Below are 18,082 nucleotides of genomic sequence, written 5' to 3'. Positions count from 1 at the left end.
CAGACAACGCTGCCCGTGGGTTACTGCCCGCCTGCACCGCCCCGGCCGGTGCCGGGCTCCGCGTCCGTTCCGCCGCCGGCCTGCGATGCTTCAGCCTGCGGCGGCCCGGCTGCCGTCAGTCGCGGTAGCCGGATGGTCGACAGCCGAGTACGGGTGGCCTGGAGGGCTCCCCGCGGACGCGGTCGAGAGGAGAACAGCTGGCCGAGTCGGCGCTTATGGGCGGGGAGCGACTCATCGACCCTTGGGGCGCGGTAGGACACAGCCAGCGAGACGATGTCGGATCCACGCAGGACCATGTAGGTCCAGCGGTCCGGAAGTGGCTTCGGCTCCTCGCCGGTGTTCTGCTCGGGCTTCGGTTTGGTAGCAAGGGGCTGAGCGAGGATCAACTCCCGATCGGCCACCTCCAGGTCCGGCGAGTACTCCGCGACGCGGCCGAACCACACCGATCCATCCGACATTCCCGCCCGCACGTGCACCTCCGTACCCTCGGGCGCCCGCACCCGCATCACCTGCCGCCACGTCGAGGTGTAGGAGATGCCGCCCTTGTGCTTACGGTGCAGCAGCAGGAACAGCACCCATGACACCAGCAACGACAGGACGACGAACACCAACGACGTCACCGCCGTAGGCACGACATGATCAGCGACGTAGCGGCTACCCTGCGTAATCAGCGACGACGGCACCGGAAACGGCTTCCAGCCCCGCCACGCCATCACGGCGGCGGCCCCAGCCAGCAACGCCGTCGCAGTCACACTGCACACCGTCGAGATCAGGGCCACCCGGCTGATTTCGGTGAAGGTCGACTCGCGGCGTTTGACCCGTTTCCGGGCGCTGAGCTGATCGAACAGCAGCCCAGGCGCGACGAACAGGAAGAACGCGAGAAACGTCAACCACGAACTCGGCGTCAACGATCTACTCCCTAGTCTTCGAAATCGCCCCAGACATCGGCGGCCGCCGCACCGCTTCCACCGGACTGTTCCGCCCCGCTGCTCTGGTCCTGCTGCTGCGTCACCACGAATGCCGGCGGGACGTAGACGGCGTCCAGCCCCTTGTCGAAATACCCTGAGCCGCGGACCGATTCGGTTTCCCGTTCACGGTCGGACCCATCAGATCGGGTCAATTCCAAATCTCCTATCTCCGAATCCGCCCGCAGGCGGAAGTAAAACAACGTTTTCTCCACTAAGCATATCGTCCAGACCCACCCTCCCGCTTTTCGATACCACCTGGAAGGAATAGTCCAATTTGTCGCCGACAGCACGCAACGGACGGCTCCCTTTTGTAGATGTTTCAGAACGATGACCGTACGGTTTTAGTACGTCCAGGAAGGGCGAGATGCCCGAGTTGTGGTAGATGCTCGACCGCGGAGTCGAGACAGAACCGGAACGAGGTGCACCGCGCCACAGCCGACAGCATCCCACCAGCCACCGACTTTCAGACCCTGACATTCGCATTCCGAAACCAATTGGGAGGCACTCCTTAGTGCGGTGTTATCCATCGGGCGAGGATTTGGTCGCTCGCGGAGGACCCCGGTTGCGACACCGGTAGCCGTTGGCGCAACCGCGCGACCCGCACCGAGGCACCGACCGGCATCCTCAAGTCGATCTCCATCCATTCGGCGGTCGACAGCGCGCTGAGGTCGACCGTATCCGTAACGAGGGCCGACGTTCTCAGATTTACCGTATCCGGGCCCTGAACAAACAGGCCCGAGACCCGGACTGCGACCCCCAGGTGGGCCGACTCGTCGACGCCTTGGAAAGAATTTTCGCTGATGAAATTGATGCGTCTGGACTCGAACCGATCTCCAGTGGAGGCCGTGAACGCAACGGTGCATCTATGCCGAGGCAAGACCACCCGGCTGGTAGCTTCGACATAAAGCGCGCAGTCCAGAAGCAATATTCGCTCAGGAGCCCCAGCTGCACCGCGGTTCGGATTGTCCCGAAGCTCTACCATCGGGCTGATCAATTCCAGTTCCGGGACTTGCGCCGACCGTTGGAACAGGGACAGTATTTCTCGGCGCGAGGCGGAGCGAATTCTCGTTCCCGCTCTCCACGGGACCTCGCGAGTGATAGCACCGGCGCTATCGGTCTTCACCACGAAAGGCGCCCTGTCGGTCTCGAAGGCCAGGCATACGACACGGCCGTGATCGGTAGCAACGTTGAGGATGTGGATATCCGGGGCTGTCTCGTCCGCGAATTTCGATTCGACTCTGGCCCACCAGTCGGCGGGATCGGTGTCCGGCTGGGAAACGACTTGCCGTCCCGCCTCGTCCAGGCCGATGATCCAGAGAATCGATTGCCCCCCTGCGGCGTTGGCCATGCCGGCGATCCGACGGGCGGCCTTCTGGGGATCCTGCGGCCAGATGGCTTTCGCTTCCACCAAGTCGTCCTCGACCGTACCGCCGCCGAGCACATGGTCCACCGCGTCGAGAACTCGAAGTTCGATGCGGAGTCGGTTCACGATCACAATCTTTGCCTGATGTATCGGTGGTAGCCACCGGGTTCCCAACCCCACACCAGCGCATATCGTCACTGTGACGATTCACCGCATAAATCACACAGGTCGCGCGTCGGCCCGCCGACCAGCCCGGGGGAGTGCGGACCGACGCGACACCACACGAGCATTACGCCGAACCACCCCCGCAACCACCCACCCGTGTGAGCCGGACCCGTTGCGGCCGATAACCATCGCCAACCTTGTCGGCAGCCACTGTTACCATCCTGGCTGAGATTCGATTGACGCGAGGCGCATTGTTGGAGGGGGCCAGTGGCGGGCGGGGAGTTCAGCGCACAGACAAAGGCACTCGTGGCCGCTCGGGCCGGCTACATGTGCAGCAATCCCGAATGCACCCGACTGCTCGTCGGACCGGAGCTGACCTCACCGGACACATACATGAAAGCGCGGCTCGGGCAGGTCGCGCACATCCTCGGCGAGAAACCGACCGCAGCCCGCTACGACCCGGCAATGACCAACGCCCAACGTGCAGCGCCGGACAACGCGATCTTGTTGTGCCCCACGTGTCACACACTCGTCGACAACAATAGCGGGATCGCCTTTCCGCCGGAGGTGTTGAGGGACTGGCGCACCGAGCACACAGCGAGGGTCCGCAAACTGCTGAAGAGTCCGCGAATGGCGTTGTTGCCGAAGCTGATGCGCCAAGAACAGAACGCGAAGGTAGTCGAGCACGTCTTTGAGGTACTGGCCGACAAACGCTCCCTGCACGAGCACGCGGAGCTGGAGACGTTTCTCCACGTGGTGAAGGCACTCGGACATGTCCGCGGGGAACTGACCGCGGCATTGCGGAAAGTCGACGACGACCCCAAGCTGAAGACCGACATCAGGGCGATCGGTACTGCCGCACGCACGTTCATGGCGAAGGTGATTCTCGATAAGTCGGGCGCCCCGGCCAAGGGCTTCGAGCACGCCGAGCGGCATCTGACCGTGATGCGAGAAGAAATCGCCTCCATCGTCGCCCGCTTGTCCGACAGCTTCGCCATCCCCGTGCCGCCTGCATTGCAAAGCCAGGCGTGGCGGGACTTCTGACCGCCGGAAGAATACACATGCGGTCCAAAGTGAAGTCCGCGGGCGGGTGGGTGCGCCCCCTCGATCCGTCACTGTGACGTATCGAAGGGGATGAGGGGTGGGGAAGAGGCAGACCTCACTCGCCACCATCACCCAGACAAGGCGCGTGGAACTAATCAGCGCGGCAGCCAGCTCTTAGCCGTCTCGTCCACCATCGCCCAACATCTGTACCAGATGCACCGATCCGCCACGCGACGGGCCGACTCACGCGCGAAGCGTGGCGACGCCGTGGCGAGCAAACTCTTCAAGGAAGAGGGTTGGGAGCTTCGACCTGACATAATTCCTTATTATCGGCAAAATCGTTGCGGCACAACACAATCCAGGGGACAAGCCCGACCTGCAGCCGAATCCACGAAAACCCGAGAGCACGACCGACGTCCCCAGCCCGTCCAGAAAAACATGAGAGCGCCGAACCGACGCCCCGAACCAGCCGAACACACACGGTGGCCACACCAGAAATCCACCCATACCTGAGAGTGCCGAAGCCACAAACCCCAGGATGCTGCGCGAGCCCTCGACACCGACGCGGAAATCCAGGAAAACCTGAGAGTGACCACAAGCACCCAGTATCGCCACACAAGTCACACCAGTAACATTCGTCACAGTGACAGAACCCAAAGGTGAATGACTATGCGGCATCATGAATCAAACACAAGTCCAACACCCAGGTTTTCCTGGATTTCAGGTCCAACCGAAGCAACTCCCACACACCGCGGATTACTCTCACCTTTTCCTGGACCGAACACCTCGGAAAACGCTGCGCCACAACACAAACCAAGATCACCAACCGCCCTCGTTGTTACGCCGATAATTGACATTATGTCAGGTAAAGCCTCAAACTCTTCCGCACCGGGTTGGGCGCTGGATCTGCCGCCGCGATCCCGCCATCACACTCCCCTGCACCGAACTGATCGAAATCGGCTCGGCCGCAATCCCGTACGTGATCCCGGAAGTCGCCCTGCTGTTCAAGGCCAAGGGCCTGCGGCGCAAGGACCGCGAGGACTTCGCGAGTGCCGCCGCTACTCCCCGACCACCGCGTCGACCGGCTGACGCGGTGGCTCGCGCGCGTACATCCGCACCACGAATGGCTCACCGTATTGACCGACTCGCCTCGGGCAGCGCGACGAAACCTCTTCTAAAGAAATCTTTCTAAAGCTATCTTTAGAAGATGGATCGCCCGCCCTCCACTCGCCTCACCGACCCCCGCGCCCTGCGCGCCTACGCGCACCCCACTCGCCTGGCGCTGGTGGCGCTGTTGCGCCGCCGCGGTCCCCTGACCGCCACCCAGGCGGCGGAGGCCATCGGCGAGAGTGTGGCCAGCTGTTCGTTTCATCTGCGTCAACTGGCGAAATACGGGCTGGTGGAGGAGGCCGGGGGTGGGCGGGGGCGGGAGAAGCCGTGGCGGGCGAGCGCGATGTTCACCAGCTGGGAGGACGAGAGCTCCGATCCGGTGGCGGCGGCGGCCGCCGAGGCGCTCGAATTGTCGGTCGCCGAGCGGTATTTCGAGCTCACCACGCGGTGGATTCGCGACCGCGCCGGGGAGGAGGCGCAGTGGCGGGAGGCGGCCTGGTTCGGCGATACCGTCCTGCACCTGACCGCGGCCGAGCTGCGTGAGCTCGGTGCCCGGATGGACGAGCTCGTCCGGCCGTTTCTGGATCGGCTCGAGGATGGGACCGCGCGGCCGGCGGGGTCGCGGCCGGTGACCGTGTTGCGGGTGGCCTTTCCCGTCGACCGGGCCGAGGATGCGGGCAACAGATCGTGAGCGCCTCCCCCGCCGACCACGAGCCGGGATCCCCTGCCGCGGCTTCACCCGATCGCCCACCGAGCCTGCTGCGCGACAACGCCTTCCGCCGATACTGGGTGGGGCAAACGGTGTCGGTGTGCGGCGACCAGATCTCGTTGTTCGCGCTCCCGCTGGTGGCGATCATGGTCCTGCGCGCCGAGAGCGTGCAGGTGGGCTATTTGTTGGCCGCGGTGTGGCTGCCGAGTCTTTTCGCGCTGTATGTCGGCGCGTGGGCCGAGCGGCGTCGGCGTCGCCGCCGAATCATGATCGCCGCCGATCTCGGCCGCCTGCTCCTGCTCGCCACGATCCCGCTGGCGTATGCCTGCGACGGGCTGACGCTGGTTCAGTTGTACGCGGTGGCAGTGGGGATGGGTGTGCTGGCGGTGGTGTTCGATGTGTGCAACGCGCCAGTGTTCACCGCGCTGGTGCCCGCGCATCGCTATATCGCGGGCAACTCCCTGCTCGGTGCCAGCCGGGCGGCGGCTCAGGTGGCGGGGCCGGGGGTGGGTGCGGTTCTGGTGCAGGCGCTTTCGGCCCCCTTGGCCCTGCTGGCCGACGCGCTGTCCTATGCGGTGTCCGCATGGGCGTTGTCGCGGATCGCGCCGCGAGAGCCGCCCGCGGTGGCGGGGGTGCGCGGCGGGCTCGTCGAGGGGGTGCGGTTCATCGCTGGCACACCGGTGATGTGTCGTGCGCTGGCGGCCACCGCCACGGTCAACCTGTTCACGATCATGGTGTTCACGCTGTTCAGTTTCTACGCGATCAGCACGTTGGGGTTGAGTCCCGCTCAGCTCGGATTCGTCGCGAGTGTGGGCGCTGTCGGGGGTCTGGCCGGGGCGATGCTGGCGGGCCGGGTCGGCGACCGGATCGGGGTGGGACCGCTGTTGTTTCTGGGCTGTCTGCTGTTTCCCGCTCCCCTGCTGGCCATACCGGCCGCCCATGGAACCGGTTCGGTGGTCGTGGCGGTGCTGACCGCGGCCGAATTCGCCGCCGCGGTGGGTGTGGCCTGGCTCGACATCGCCGCCTCGTCCCTGCTCGCCGCGCTGACGCCGGAGGGGGTGCGCGGGCGGGTGTTCGGCGCGTATCGGACGGTCAATTTCGGTACCCGTCCCGTCGGGGCCTTGGTGGCGGGCGCGCTGTCGGCCGCGATCGGGGTGCGCCCGACATTATGGGTGGCGGCGGTGGGCGGGGTGAGCGGGTGTGTGTGGCTGCTGTCGTCGTCGCTGTGGCGGATCCGGACGCTGCCGGGCGGGACATCGGTGGAAACTGCCGGCGAATCGGCCGCGATCGGCGATGCTGGTCGGTGACCGAAGGAACCCCGCGGCAGGGTCTGTCGTGGGTGAGGTGTAACCGGACACAAGGAGGTGCGGCATGAGCAGGGCAGCTGCTGTGCTGGCGGCCGCGGTGGCGGCGGCCGGGATGACGGCGGTGGGTGCACCGGCCGCGGGTGCCGCACCGGTGTGTGCGGGCGCGGGGCAGCCGACCGCGGTGGTGGCCAGTGCGCCGGGGGCGGCGTTCGAGGGGCTGACGGTGGATGGGCGTGGACGTGCCTACACCACCGATCTGGTGAGCGGGCGGGTGTATCGGTTCGACGCTCCCCGGGCGGCGCCGGTGGTGGTGGCGACGGTGCCCAGCGGTGGCGCGGGGGCGTTGGCGTGGACTCCCGACGGGCAGTTGCTGGTTGGTTACGGTGCCGATGCGCGGGTGCTGGGCGGTGATGGGTTGCGCCACGCCGGGATCGTGCGGGTCGATCCCGACAGCGGGGCGGTGACGCCGTATGCGGCGGGGCTCAGCGCCGCGAACGGGCTGGCGGTCGCCGCCGACGGAACCGCCTATGCCACCAATGATTTCGGCGGTCTGGTCGGCCGGGTGCCCGCCGGTGGGCCCGCGCAGGCCGATTGGGCGCGCTTCGCCAGCGCCAACGGCGCGGTGCTCGACCGCGGCGACGGGTATCTGTATGTGTCGCGCACCTTCGCCGCGCCCGGTGTCAGCCGTATCCCGCTCGCCGCACCGGGCGCGCCCGAGTCGCTGCTGGATCTGGCCGGTGCGGATACCTTGGCGGCGCCGGACGGTTTGACCCTGGATTCGGGTGACCGTCCGGTGGTGCCGTTCAACCCGTCGGGGACGATCGTGCGCGTCGACTCCCCCGGCTCCTACTGTGTGCTGGGCGTGGGCGCGCCGATGACCAGTGTGGTGAGTTACGGCCGGGGCAGCGGCGGCTTTTCGGCGGGGCGGCTGTTCGCGGCGACGTTCACCGGCGTGGTGTACGAGGTGCCGGGCGGTTTCGATGCCGCCGCCACCGCGCGCTGACCCTCAGCGGGGCAGGGAGCGCAGGGCGGTGGTGACGGTGGCCAGCGCCATGAGGCGCACGGTGTCGACGTGGGCGGGGTGGGCGCCGGTGGCGGCGGCGATGAAACCGTCGCCGTCGAAGCGGGTATGCGGTGGGGTGAGGGCGCGCGCGAGGCCGTCGTGGGCGCCCTGGGCGACGATGCGGCACTCGGTTTTGGTGAGGCGGGCGTTGGTGAGGATCACGCCGATGGTGGTGTGGGTGCGGGTGGGCTCGAAGGCGAAGGGGCGGTTGAGGTTCGCCACCGAGTCCAGGGAGATCTCGCCGCGTCCGTCGTCGATGTCGCCGAAGGCGTTGACCGCGCACAGGGCGCCCACGATCAGGCCGTCCAGTTCCTGTTCGGCGTAGACGATGCCGCCGGGGCGGCGCTGGTCCGGACCGCGCCACTGCGACACATACGCCCCGGTGCCCGCGCCGACGCGTCCGCTCAGCCGCTGCTCCCCCGCGGCGGCCTGCGCGGCGGCGTAGCCGTGCTCGGCGGTGGGGCGCGCGGCCGGATCCCCGGCGGCGAGGTCGAACAGGGCCAGCGTGGGCACGATCGGGACTCGCCCGACGGGAGTGAATACCCCGCGCCCGGCCTGTTCCAGGTACCGCAGCACGCCGTCGGCGGCGGCCAGGCCGAAGGCCGAACCTCCGGTCAGCACAACGGCATCCACGCTGAGGACGGCCTTGTCCGGCGCCAGCGCGTCCAGCTCCCGGCTGGCGGGCGCGCCGCCGCGCACCTCACAGGAGGCGACGGTGCCCTCCGGCAGCAGCACGACCGTGCAGCCGGTCTGCCCGACCGGGTCGGTCCAATGCCCCACCCGCACCTCGGGGATCGCGATACTCATGCCGCCTCCTGTCTGTCGATCCGGTTGTCCCCCACCATTGTCGGCGGGCGGTTACCGCCGATCATCCCGCTCGTCACCGCGGCGGGAACACCGTCGCATGCGCGGCATGCACCAGCTCGACCAACTCCTTGCCCTCCCGCTCGTCGAGCACCGCGAAGGCGGGGGCGACCAGGGCGTCGGTGCGCTGCTCGGCGTGTTCCCAGCGCTGCCGGATCTCCGGCGTGGGCTGCTCGTACGGTTCGGGCCAGCCGAACAGGCGGGCCTGGGTGGGGCCGTCGTTGAACGGGGATCCGGCGATGAGCACCGCCTGCAGCGGGGTGAGCCCGGCGGCGGTGACGGCGAGGAGATGGTGGCCACCGCGCAGTTCGCGCAGCACGTGCATCAGCTGCAGCGCCCGCGCGGGGGCGTCGGCGGGCAGCGGCTGGGCCCGCCAGCCCGCGAACAGCGGCACCCCGGTCACGTCCGCGGCCCGGGCGACGGCCTCGAGCAGTTCGGCCAGTCGCCCGGCCTGCTCGAATCCGGCGAGTTTGCGGCGACCGAACTGTTGGATGACCTCGCGGTAGGCCGCGGTTGCCGCGGCGGCGGGCAATCGCACCGATTCCCATGCCGCGCGCACGGTTCGGGGTTCGAAGAACCCGAAGGCGGCGGTCACCACGTCGGCGTCGACGTCGCCGAGCACGCCGCCGCGGCCGCGGGTGTAGGGTCCGAGAAAATTCTCGACACCGGTGCTCGCGGCGTAGGCCTTGGCCTCGCGGGAGAACATGAACGCTCCGCCGACGTGCTGGATCTGCGTTTTGACCGCGGCAGGCACCGACACGGTCAACCCCTTTCTCTGCGAACCACATTCGCCGCGAGCATATCTCGCTATCGTCCACTAAGGCCAGACCCGAAATAATGCCGCCCGGATGCAACTAAGTGACACCCGGACGTAACAGCTTGTGACAACCGACGATTACCTGCGCGAGGAATGGCATATTCTCGGGGCCGGGCCCGGGACACCACAGCTTCGAAGCGAGCGACGATGGATCATGACCTCGGCGCGACCGCACCCGACCCCGGTGCCGACCGCGCTACCGTGACGCGAACCGCGTTGACAAGTCTCGTTGCCCAATTCGCGGAGAATTGGCAACTTTCCAGCGAACCACCGGACCTGTCGGCGCACCTGCCCACCGAACCGGCCCTGCGCCGCAGCGCGCTCATCGAACTGATCAAGGTCGACCTGCACCAACGCTGGCAACGTGATCCCGACGCCCCCCGCCTGGCCGACTACCGCGACCGCTTCCCCGAACTGGCCGCCCACCCGCTGCCCCCGGATCTGATCTACGAGGAGATCACCGCCCGCAGCCGACGCAACGACGTCGACCTCACCGAATACGAGCACGACTACCCCACCCAGATGGCGCGCATCACCGAACACGTCGAGGCCACCGGCGATTTCACCCAGGGCATGCGCACCACCCTGCTGGCCGACCCCACCGCCCTCGACGCCCTCGACACCATCAACCCCGGCGCCACCGTCGACGACTTCGACCTGCTGCTGCCGCTGGGTCAGGGCAGCTTCGCCCGCGTGTTCCTCGCCCGCCAACGCTCCCTGAGCCGGTTGGTCGCGGTCAAGATCTCCCACGACCGCGGCGTCGAACCGCAAACCCTGGCCCAACTCGACCACGACCACATCGTGCGCGTCTTCGACCAACGCCAGATCACCGAGCAGCGGCTGAAACTGATGTACATGCAGTACGTCCCGGGCGGCACCCTGCTCGGCGTCCTGCGCCTGGCGCGCCGCACCCCACCCGAACGCCGCAGCGGCGCCCTGCTGCTCGAGGCCACCGACGCCGCCGCCACCACCGGCGGCATCCTCGAACCGCGCGACTACGCCACCCCCGGCCGCGCCCATCTGGAAAAGCTCAGCTGGCCCGAAACCGTCGCCTGGCTCGGCTCCCGGCTGGCCACCGCCCTGGACTACGCCAACAGCCGCGGTGTGCTGCATCGCGACATCAAACCCGCCAACGTCCTGCTCACCGCCGACGGCCAGCCCAAACTCGCCGACTTCAACATCAGCTTCAGCCGCCACCTGCCCGGCGCCAACCCCGTCGCCTACTTCGGCGGCTCGCTGCCCTACATGTCCCCCGAACAGCTCGCCGCCTGCCACCCCACCCTCGACGCCAGCGCCGCCGACCTCGACACCCGCAGCGACCTCTACGCGCTGGCGGTCGTGCTGTGGGAACTGCTCACCGGGCGCATCCCCTTCGACGACGAACACGGCGCCGGGGAATCGGAGAAATCGTTGCAGGACATGATCGATCGCCGCCGCCGCGGCGTCGACCCCCGCTTCGAGGCCGACCTGCCCGCCGACACCCCCGCCGTCCTGCGCCACGCGCTGCTGACCTGCCTGTCCCCCGATCCCGCCGACCGCTACCCCACCGGCGCCGCCCTGGCCCACCAGCTCGAACTCAGCCAGGACCGCGCCGCCCGCGACCTGGTCGACCCGCCCGCCCACACGCTGCGCGCCCGGCTGCGCAACCGCCCGGTGCCGGTGGTGATCCCCTCCAGCCTGTTCGGGCAGCTGCTCGCGGCCCTGTATCTGGTCGGCCACGACCTGAAACTCATCCGCGGCGCGCTCGGCCCCGAGGCCACCGACCAGTTGCAGCGGCTGGGTCTGCTGCTCATCGTCATCGGCTACCCCATCGCCATCGCCGTGCTGCTGTACTGGTGTCGGGCGATGTTCCTGGTACCCAACGGTTTACGCCGCGGCAAACAATTCGACCCGGCCACCCTGCAACGCGCCCGCGCCGACACCCTGGCCTGCGGCGACCGCATCGCCGCGGCCACCTTCGCCGGATGGATCGCCGCGCTGGCGGTGTTCCTCGTGCGGCTGCAATCCCTCGGCGACCTACCGATCGGGCTGACCATCGATCTCATCGGCTCCTACCTGATCGCCGCCGCGGTCGCGGTCGTCTACACCTACTTCCCGGTGACCTTCTTCGGATTGCGCTGGTACTACCCGGGTTTGGTGGCCGCCGGGCACACCGTGCCCGCCGACGCCGAGCGGCTGCGCCGGTTGGTGCGCCGCACCCGCGTGTATCTCGGTGTGGCGGCATCGGTTCCGCTGATCGGCGTGCCCACCGGGCTGATCTTCCTCGAACCGGCCCAGCAGCAGACCGTGATCGGCTCGATCGTGGCCCTGTGTGTCGGAGGGCTTTTCGGGTTCGTGGTGGCCCTGCGCACCTTCTACGCCCTCGAGGCCGACCTCGCCGCGCTGAACCGCATCGTCGGCGCCGACTGAGACACCGAGACGGTCATACGATCAAGATCGTCTACTCTCGAGCTGGTGCTAGGACATTCACATGCGACCAGTGGGGCGCTGGCCTGGGCGGGAGCCGCTGCCGCGCTACCACTTTCGGTACTCACCTTCCCGGCGCTGCAGCCCGGGCGGCTGGGCACCGTCGATCTGCTGATGGGAACCTTCCTGACCGCCGGGGCCGCGCTGCTGCCCGACGCCGATCACCCCAACGGCACCATTTCGCATGTACTGGGCCCGATCTCGCACGTCGCCTGCAAACTCATCGCCGCGGTCACCGGCGGCCACCGCCACGCCACCCACTCACTCGCCTTCGTCGCCGCCGTCTCCTACGGCACCTGGGCCGGGGAACACTGGATCGGCCGCTGGTTCACCCTCGGACTCGTATTCTTCCTGCTCGCCTTGGCCATTCGCGCCCTCAACCTGTGCCCGCCCGGCACCGGGCCGCGCTCCTACTTCACCATCACCGTGCTCGCCGTCGCGGGCACCTTCGCCATGGACTACTGGATCTCCGACAAACCCTCCTGGCTCCCGTTCTGCGTCGGCCTGGGCTCACTGGCGCATCTGATCGGCGACTGCCTGACCGACCGCGGCTGCCGACTGTTCTGGCCGCTGAAGATCCGCACGGCCGTGCCGATCATCGACCGCACCGGCAACAAATTCGAGGTCTGGGTGCTCTCGCCGCTGTTCGTGCTCGGCACCCTCGCCGTGCTCTGGTACACCATCACCCACCAACCCTGATCGCCGGGTTCCGGGCCGCCGACGCGGCCCGGAACCCGAAAACGGCCGCACCCCTTCGTGTGCGGCGGTCAGTGGACTGCCGACACCGCCCACCGCCGCGATCGAGTCACCACCCCGGCCGAGGCTCGGACTCGCGCGCGGAAATCGACTCCGCCATCGCGGCCCCGACGACCTCGTCCACCGGCACGGCCACACTCTGGCCGCGGCGGTACCCGGTGACATGCGAACGACGCTCGGGCCGCAGCACCTGTGCGGTGCCCGGGCCCTCCTCGACCAGAATTCGGGCGATCCTGTCGCCGCGCAGCAGAAACTGCAGGGACACCGGAACGATATGAACCTTGTCCACCAGCGGCTGCCCGGGCTCGGCCAGGTCGATATCGCTGCGGGCTACCAGGATCTGACATGCCCGCGCCCACACCCGCAGGCCGAACTCGTCGAACTCGGTCTCCTGCACCAGCAGCGTCTCCGAGACCGCTCGGCGGGCGCCGATCAACCAATCCCGCACCGCCTGCGCACCGCGCGCCACGGTCCACCCGAACACGACCACGCTCACGTCCTCGGCGTAGTAGGTGTCGACCACTCGGCGATAGTCGGCCGTGTTGTACAGCGCGATGTAGTTGGCGAACGCTGCCTGATCCATCGAAACCGCCGCCTCTCTGCTCACCCCTCATTGAAGAACCACTCGGTACGTCAATCTTCACATGGTAGCGGACGCCTGTCACGGGAAGGGTGAGTGAGCTCACTCGCGGGACGGCCCGGCAAGCCCGGGCGCGGCGTCGGCTACTCTTCCCCGAGCACGCGGAGGGAAGGAACGAGATGTCGCAACGCGAGGAACTCACCTGGGAGCTGTTCGGCACGGCGAGTAGGCAATTGGCCGAACAGGTCGCCGCGGACGGATTCGAGCCCGACCTCATCCTGTCCATCGCCCGGGGCGGACTGTTCGTCGCGGGCGCGCTCGGCTACGCCCTCGACGTGAAGAACCTGCACGTGATGAACGTGGAGTTCTACACCGGCGTGGACCAGCGCCTCGACATGCCGGTCATGCTGCCGCCCGTACCCTCGGCCGTCGACCTCGCCGGGGCGCGGGTGCTGGTCGCCGACGACGTCGCTGACACCGGCGCCACCCTCAAACTTGTGCGCGACTTCTGCGCCGACAAGGTCGCCGAGGTCCGCTGCGCGGTCGTCTACCAGAAGCCGCGCAGCGAGGTCGACTGCGAATACGTGTGGAAGCACACCGATCGCTGGATCAACTTCCCCTGGTCGGTGCTGCCGCCGGTCACCCGGCGACAGCCGCGCGTCCTGGAAGCGTAGCGATCAGACCAGCTGAGCCGACACGATCGTGATCGGCTCCTTGGGCACATCCTGATGTCCCGCCCGCGAACCCGTGGGCACGCCCTCGATGGCATCGACCACATCGGTGCCCTCGACGACCCGGCCGAACACCGCATAGCCCCAGCCATCCTGGCCCGGGTAGTTCAGGAAACCGTTGTCGGCGGTATTGATGAAGAACTGCGCGCTCGCCGAATGCGGATCCGACGTGCGGGCCATCGCCACCGTGTACTTGTCGTTGCGCAGACCGTTGTTCGCCTCGTTCTCCACCCGATTCGGCGCCGGCTTCTGCTGCATCTCGGCGGTCAGCCCGCCGCCCTGCACCATGAAATTCGGAATGACCCGATGGAAGATCGTGCCCGCGTAGTGGCCCGACTTCACATAGTCGACGAAGTTCGCCACGGTCTTCGGCGCCTTCGCCTCGTCCAGCTCCAGGGTGATGTCCCCCGCTGACGTGTTCAACAGCACTTTGGTCATTCGGCCATCGTAGGTGGCCCAAATCCTGCGGCCACACGGCCCTTCCCCGCTCAGGGCTGGAGGTGAGCGGTTCGAGTCCAGAGGTTCGCAGGAGAGGTGAGACGACACGCGGGTCTCTTGGAGTATTCATGCATGAATACGCACATCCCCATTTCTTACTGACTCAACTCGCGCTCACGATTCGTACAGCTCGAGCGGCAGATCGTCCGGATCGAAGAAGAAGCCGAACCGCTTGCCGGTGTATTCGTCGACTCGGACCTCCTCGGTTCGCACTCCCCTCCCCCGCAGTTCGGCCAGCGCCGCGGCCACATCGGCCACCACGAATGCCAGGTGCCGCAGCCCGCACGCCTCCGGCCGGGACGGCCGCGCCGGTGGAGCGGGGAACGAGAACAGCTCGAGCTGCGAACCGTCCGCCAACGCCAGGTCCAGCTTGTAGGAATCCCGTTCCGCCCGATAGTTTTCCGCGACCACGCGCAATCCGAGCACCTCGGTATAGAACGCCTTGGAGGCGGCGTAGTCCGAGGCGATGATCGCCGCGTGGTGAATCCGCTGCAACTGCATTGGCACGAGGGTAGCCGACCCAGCCCGGGGCTCAGCCGCGCGCGGGTCGCTCCAAATCGCGCAGCCTGCGCACATGCGCCAACTGCAAGTCACCGGCGCGGGTGAGGAAGTCGACGATCACCTCCACCTCGCCGCGGCTGTAGCGGGTCAGCAGCTCGCGCTGCCCCTCCTCCACCAGCGGGCCGATCAGCGCGAAGACATCCGCGGCGGCGGCCTCGGTGGCGCGCACGATCAGCCGCCGCCGATCGGTCGGATGCGGTGAGCGGGTGATGTAGCCGAGCTTCCCGAGCCGATCGAGCATGGTGGTCACGCTGCCCGTGGTCAGACCCAGCCGATCGGCCAGCAGCCGCGGCGTGGCCTCCTCCGGTACGTCGCGGATCAGGATCTCCAGACAGCGCAGATCGGTCTCGTTGACCCGCAGTAGCCGGGCCACCTCCCGGTCGAAATCGTCGACCGCCGCCTGGTACCTGGCCACAGCCTCCCCCACCGCGGCGGCGACCGGAACAGAATCGCTTGACATTCGAGCGAATTTCCTTTCATACTCGAGTAGCTTGGTAATCAAGCTACATGACCAGCGAGCTTTGTAGTAGCTGGTCGTTCCAGCGATTCAGGAGTTCTTCGTGTCCCACGCATTGATCATCGGGGGCGGCGTCGCCGGTCCGGTCCTGGCCATGGCCTTGCAGCGGGTCGGCATCGAGTCCAGCATCTACGAACGCGATCCCGCCGGCGCCGACCAGCGCGGCTCCTGGCTGAACTTCCAGGCCAACGGCTTGGACGCATTGGACGCCATCGATGCCGCCGGGCCGGTCGAGAAGCTGGGCTTCGAGGTCGACACCCTGGCCTTCCTCAACGGCAAGGGCAAGAACCTCGGTCGCATCCCCATGGCCGCCGCCCGCCCCGACGGGCGGCAATCGCTGATGATGGCCCGCGCCGATCTGTACGGCGCCCTCGGCGAACTCGCCCGGCAGCGCGGCGCGCGGGTCGCCTACGACAAGACACTCGTGGATGCCACCACGACCGCCGACGGCCGCGTCCAGGCTCGCTTCGCCGACGGCACCACCGCCACCGGCGACCTGCTCATCGGCTGCGACGGCATCCACTCCCGGGTCCGCACCCTGATCGATCCGCAGGCGACAGCGCCGCGCTACGTGCCGGTCCTCAACACCGGCGGCTACATTCCGGACTTCCGAGTCGACGCGCCCGAGCGGGAGTTCCGAATGCAATTCGGCACTCGCTGCTTCTTCGCATGGACCAACACCCCCGACGGTGGCACGGTCTGGTTCGCCAACCCGCCCATGGCCCGCGAGCCCGAACGCGGCGTCCTGTCGAGCATGTCCGACGCCAACTGGCGCACCTGGCTGCACGAGTTGATGGCCGCGGATGTCGGCCCCGCCCACGACATCATCGATGCCGCCCCCGGCCCGCTCCTCGGCTGGGCGACCTACGACCTGCCCGTCGTCCGGCGCTGGCACAACGGCACCAACATGATCATCATCGGCGACGCCGCCCACGCCACCTCCCCCGCCGCGGGCCAGGGCGCCTCGATGGCTCTCGAGGACGCGGTCATCCTCGCCAAATGCCTGCGCGACTGCCCCTCCCCCGCAACGGCATTCACGACCTTCGAAGCCCTACGCCGCGACCGCGTGCAGAAGATCGTCGCCCACGGCCACCGCTCCTCCAACTCCAAGGCCGCCGGACCCATCGGCCGCATCGTCCGAGACCTGATGTTACCCATCGTGTTCGGCAGGCTGGCCAAAGACGGCGGCACATCGATGATGTGGCTGCAGGGCCACCACATCGACTTCGACGAGCCCGTCACGCCGGTCATCCGATACGGTCACCGATAGCGGTCGGCGGTGAGGAGCAATGCGGTGACAGGCGGTGGGCTCGCTCGCAGTCTCGGCCTCGGCGATGCGGTCGTGGTCGGTCTCGGCGCGATGATCGGCGCCGGGATATTCGCCGCACTCGGTCCGGCCGCCCGCGCGGCCGGGCCGGGACTGCTGATCGGCCTCGCGGTGGCGGGCCTCGTCGCATACTGCAACGCGACCTCGTCGGCCCGGCTGGCGGCGCGCTATCCCACCTCCGGCGGTACCTACGTCTACGGCCGCGAGCGACTCGGCGAATTCTGGGGCTACCTCGCGGGCTGGAGTTTCGTCGTCGGCAAGAGCGCATCGTGTGCCGCGATGGCACTGACGGTCGGCGCATACGTCTGGCCGAGCCACATGCATGCCGTGGCCGTGGCGGCGGTGGTGGGCCTCACCGCGGTGAACTACACCGGAATCCAGAAGTCCGCGTGGCTGACCAGAATGATCGTCGCTATAGTGCTGTCGATTCTCGCAGCGGTGGTCGCGACATCGCTCACCAGCGGCCGAGCGGATCCGGCCCGGTTGGAATTCGGCGGCGCCAGCACCGCGGCCGGGGTGCTGCAGGCGGCGGGATTGCTGTTCTTCGCATTCGCTGGATACGCCCGCATCGCCACCCTCGGCGAAGAGGTCCGCGACCCCGAACGCACCATTCCCCGCGCGATCTCCGCGGCCCTGGGCATCACCCTGGCCGTCTATGCCGCGGTCGCCGTCGCCGCCCTGCTGGTTCTGGGACCATCGCGGCTCGGCGCGACGGCCACTCCACTGTCGGACCTGGTCCGCGCGGCCGGACACGAGTGGATGAGCCCGGTCGTACGGATCGGGGCCGCCGTGGCGGCCGCGGGCTCACTGCTGGCGCTCATCCTCGGCGTCTCGCGCACCGTCCTGGCCATGGCCAGGGATCGGCACCTGCCCATCCGCCTCGCGGCGGTACACCCCCGCTTCGCCGTCCCGCACCGCGCCGAGGTGGCTGTGGGCGCGATCGTCGCGATAGCCGCCGCCACAACCGATCTGCGCGCGGCGATCGGCTTCTCCTCATTCGGCGTGCTCATCTATTACGCCGTCGCCAATGCGGCCGCCTGGACCCTCGCGCCGACAGACAACCGACCGCCGCGGGTGATCCCCCTCCTCGGCCTGATCGGCTGCCTCGCCCTGGCGTTCACCCTGCCCCCGACCTCGGTGCTGTCCGGCACCGCCCTGATAGCACTCGGCGCTCTGGTGTACGCACTGCGCCGAATCAATCGATCCCAGCCAGCTGAAAAGCCCTGACCGGCAGAA

18 protein-coding genes are annotated in these 18,082 nt (G+C 67.8%); 9 read left to right on the top strand and 9 right to left on the bottom strand.

The window, feature by feature from the left end; translation table 11 throughout:
• Positions 1-20 precede the first annotated feature (20 nt).
• The 3 genes from NDR87_RS00945 to NDR87_RS00935 form a co-directional block, all read right to left on the bottom strand.
• Positions 21-908 (bottom strand): DUF6338 family protein, encoded by an 888-nt coding sequence (locus NDR87_RS00945; RefSeq protein WP_251941050.1) that lies wholly within the window; start codon positions 906-908, stop codon positions 21-23.
• Positions 909-919: 11 nt separating this feature from the next.
• Entirely contained in the window at positions 920-1,180 is a 261-nt protein-coding gene (locus NDR87_RS00940) for a hypothetical protein (RefSeq protein WP_251909277.1), read from the bottom strand.
• A gap of 296 nt (positions 1,181-1,476) precedes the next feature.
• Positions 1,477-2,457 carry a helix-turn-helix domain-containing protein gene (locus tag NDR87_RS00935; RefSeq protein ID WP_251909278.1) on the bottom strand — a complete coding sequence of 327 codons (981 nt, stop codon included), beginning with the start codon at positions 2,455-2,457 and terminating at the stop codon, positions 1,477-1,479.
• A gap of 306 nt (positions 2,458-2,763) precedes the next feature.
• Between NDR87_RS00935 and NDR87_RS00930 the strand changes: the two genes are divergently transcribed.
• The 4 genes from NDR87_RS00930 (at position 2,764) to NDR87_RS00915 (ending at position 7,669) form a co-directional block, all read left to right on the top strand.
• The gene (locus NDR87_RS00930; protein ID WP_251941048.1) at positions 2,764-3,540 is read left to right on the top strand and encodes a hypothetical protein; all 777 of its coding nucleotides are present in this window, start codon (positions 2,764-2,766) and stop codon (positions 3,538-3,540) included.
• Between the two features lie 1,207 nt (positions 3,541-4,747).
• On the top strand, positions 4,748-5,341 hold the full coding sequence (locus NDR87_RS00925; protein ID WP_251909280.1) for a helix-turn-helix domain-containing protein: 594 nt from the start codon (positions 4,748-4,750) through the stop codon (positions 5,339-5,341).
• Positions 5,338-6,666 (top strand): MFS transporter, encoded by a 1,329-nt coding sequence (locus NDR87_RS00920; RefSeq protein WP_251909281.1) that lies wholly within the window; start codon positions 5,338-5,340, stop codon positions 6,664-6,666. Before NDR87_RS00925 ends, NDR87_RS00920 begins: the two co-directional genes overlap by 4 nt.
• A gap of 64 nt (positions 6,667-6,730) precedes the next feature.
• Positions 6,731-7,669: an SMP-30/gluconolactonase/LRE family protein gene (locus NDR87_RS00915; protein ID WP_251909282.1), complete on the top strand. Its 939-nt coding sequence runs from the start codon at positions 6,731-6,733 to the stop codon at positions 7,667-7,669.
• 3 nt (positions 7,670-7,672) lie between these two features.
• Here NDR87_RS00915 and NDR87_RS00910 read toward each other — a convergent pair whose 3' ends face one another.
• Both NDR87_RS00910 and NDR87_RS00905 read right to left on the bottom strand, forming a co-directional pair.
• Positions 7,673-8,536, bottom strand: a complete 864-nt coding sequence (locus tag NDR87_RS00910) for a P1 family peptidase (protein WP_251909283.1) — start codon at positions 8,534-8,536, stop codon at positions 7,673-7,675.
• Between the two features lie 73 nt (positions 8,537-8,609).
• Positions 8,610-9,353 carry a hypothetical protein gene (locus NDR87_RS00905; RefSeq protein WP_251909284.1) on the bottom strand — a complete coding sequence of 248 codons (744 nt, stop codon included), beginning with the start codon at positions 9,351-9,353 and terminating at the stop codon, positions 8,610-8,612.
• A 273-nt stretch (positions 9,354-9,626) separates the two neighbouring features.
• Between NDR87_RS00905 and NDR87_RS00900 the strand changes: the two genes are divergently transcribed.
• Positions 9,627-11,819: a serine/threonine-protein kinase gene (locus NDR87_RS00900; RefSeq protein WP_251941046.1), complete on the top strand. Its 2,193-nt coding sequence runs from the start codon at positions 9,627-9,629 to the stop codon at positions 11,817-11,819.
• Positions 11,820-11,864: 45 nt separating this feature from the next.
• On the top strand, positions 11,865-12,575 hold the full coding sequence (locus NDR87_RS00895) for a metal-dependent hydrolase (RefSeq protein WP_251909286.1): 711 nt from the start codon (positions 11,865-11,867) through the stop codon (positions 12,573-12,575).
• 106 nt (positions 12,576-12,681) lie between these two features.
• On the opposite strand, the gene NDR87_RS00890 is transcribed toward NDR87_RS00895, so the two are convergent.
• Positions 12,682-13,215: a hypothetical protein gene (locus tag NDR87_RS00890; RefSeq protein ID WP_251909287.1), complete on the bottom strand. Its 534-nt coding sequence runs from the start codon at positions 13,213-13,215 to the stop codon at positions 12,682-12,684.
• Between the two features lie 176 nt (positions 13,216-13,391).
• Between NDR87_RS00890 and NDR87_RS00885 the strand changes: the two genes are divergently transcribed.
• On the top strand, positions 13,392-13,886 hold the full coding sequence (locus tag NDR87_RS00885) for a phosphoribosyltransferase (RefSeq protein WP_251909288.1): 495 nt from the start codon (positions 13,392-13,394) through the stop codon (positions 13,884-13,886).
• 3 nt (positions 13,887-13,889) lie between these two features.
• Here the strand turns inward: NDR87_RS00885 and NDR87_RS00880 are convergent, their stop codons facing one another.
• The 3 genes from NDR87_RS00880 to NDR87_RS00870 form a co-directional block, all read right to left on the bottom strand.
• Positions 13,890-14,381 (bottom strand): peptidylprolyl isomerase, encoded by a 492-nt coding sequence (locus NDR87_RS00880; protein WP_251909289.1) that lies wholly within the window; start codon positions 14,379-14,381, stop codon positions 13,890-13,892.
• Between the two features lie 174 nt (positions 14,382-14,555).
• Positions 14,556-14,942: a VOC family protein gene (locus tag NDR87_RS00875; protein ID WP_251909290.1), complete on the bottom strand. Its 387-nt coding sequence runs from the start codon at positions 14,940-14,942 to the stop codon at positions 14,556-14,558.
• A 31-nt stretch (positions 14,943-14,973) separates the two neighbouring features.
• Entirely contained in the window at positions 14,974-15,462 is a 489-nt protein-coding gene (locus tag NDR87_RS00870; RefSeq protein WP_251909291.1) for a MarR family winged helix-turn-helix transcriptional regulator, read from the bottom strand.
• Positions 15,463-15,562: 100 nt separating this feature from the next.
• Here NDR87_RS00870 and NDR87_RS00865 point away from each other — a divergent pair, with 100 nt between their 5' ends.
• Both NDR87_RS00865 and NDR87_RS00860 read left to right on the top strand, forming a co-directional pair.
• Positions 15,563-16,789 (top strand): FAD-dependent monooxygenase, encoded by a 1,227-nt coding sequence (locus tag NDR87_RS00865; RefSeq protein ID WP_308212025.1) that lies wholly within the window; start codon positions 15,563-15,565, stop codon positions 16,787-16,789.
• A 24-nt stretch (positions 16,790-16,813) separates the two neighbouring features.
• On the top strand, positions 16,814-18,073 hold the full coding sequence (locus NDR87_RS00860) for an APC family permease (RefSeq protein WP_308212024.1): 1,260 nt from the start codon (positions 16,814-16,816) through the stop codon (positions 18,071-18,073).
• The last annotated feature ends 9 nt before the right edge of the window (positions 18,074-18,082 follow it).

It is taken from the genome of Nocardia sp. CDC159 (assembly GCF_023740735.1).
Lineage (GTDB): Bacteria > Actinomycetota > Actinomycetes > Mycobacteriales > Mycobacteriaceae > Nocardia > Nocardia pulmonis.
The sequence above is the reverse complement of the archived record's forward strand: the minus strand, read 5'-3'. Positions and strand labels throughout refer to the sequence as shown.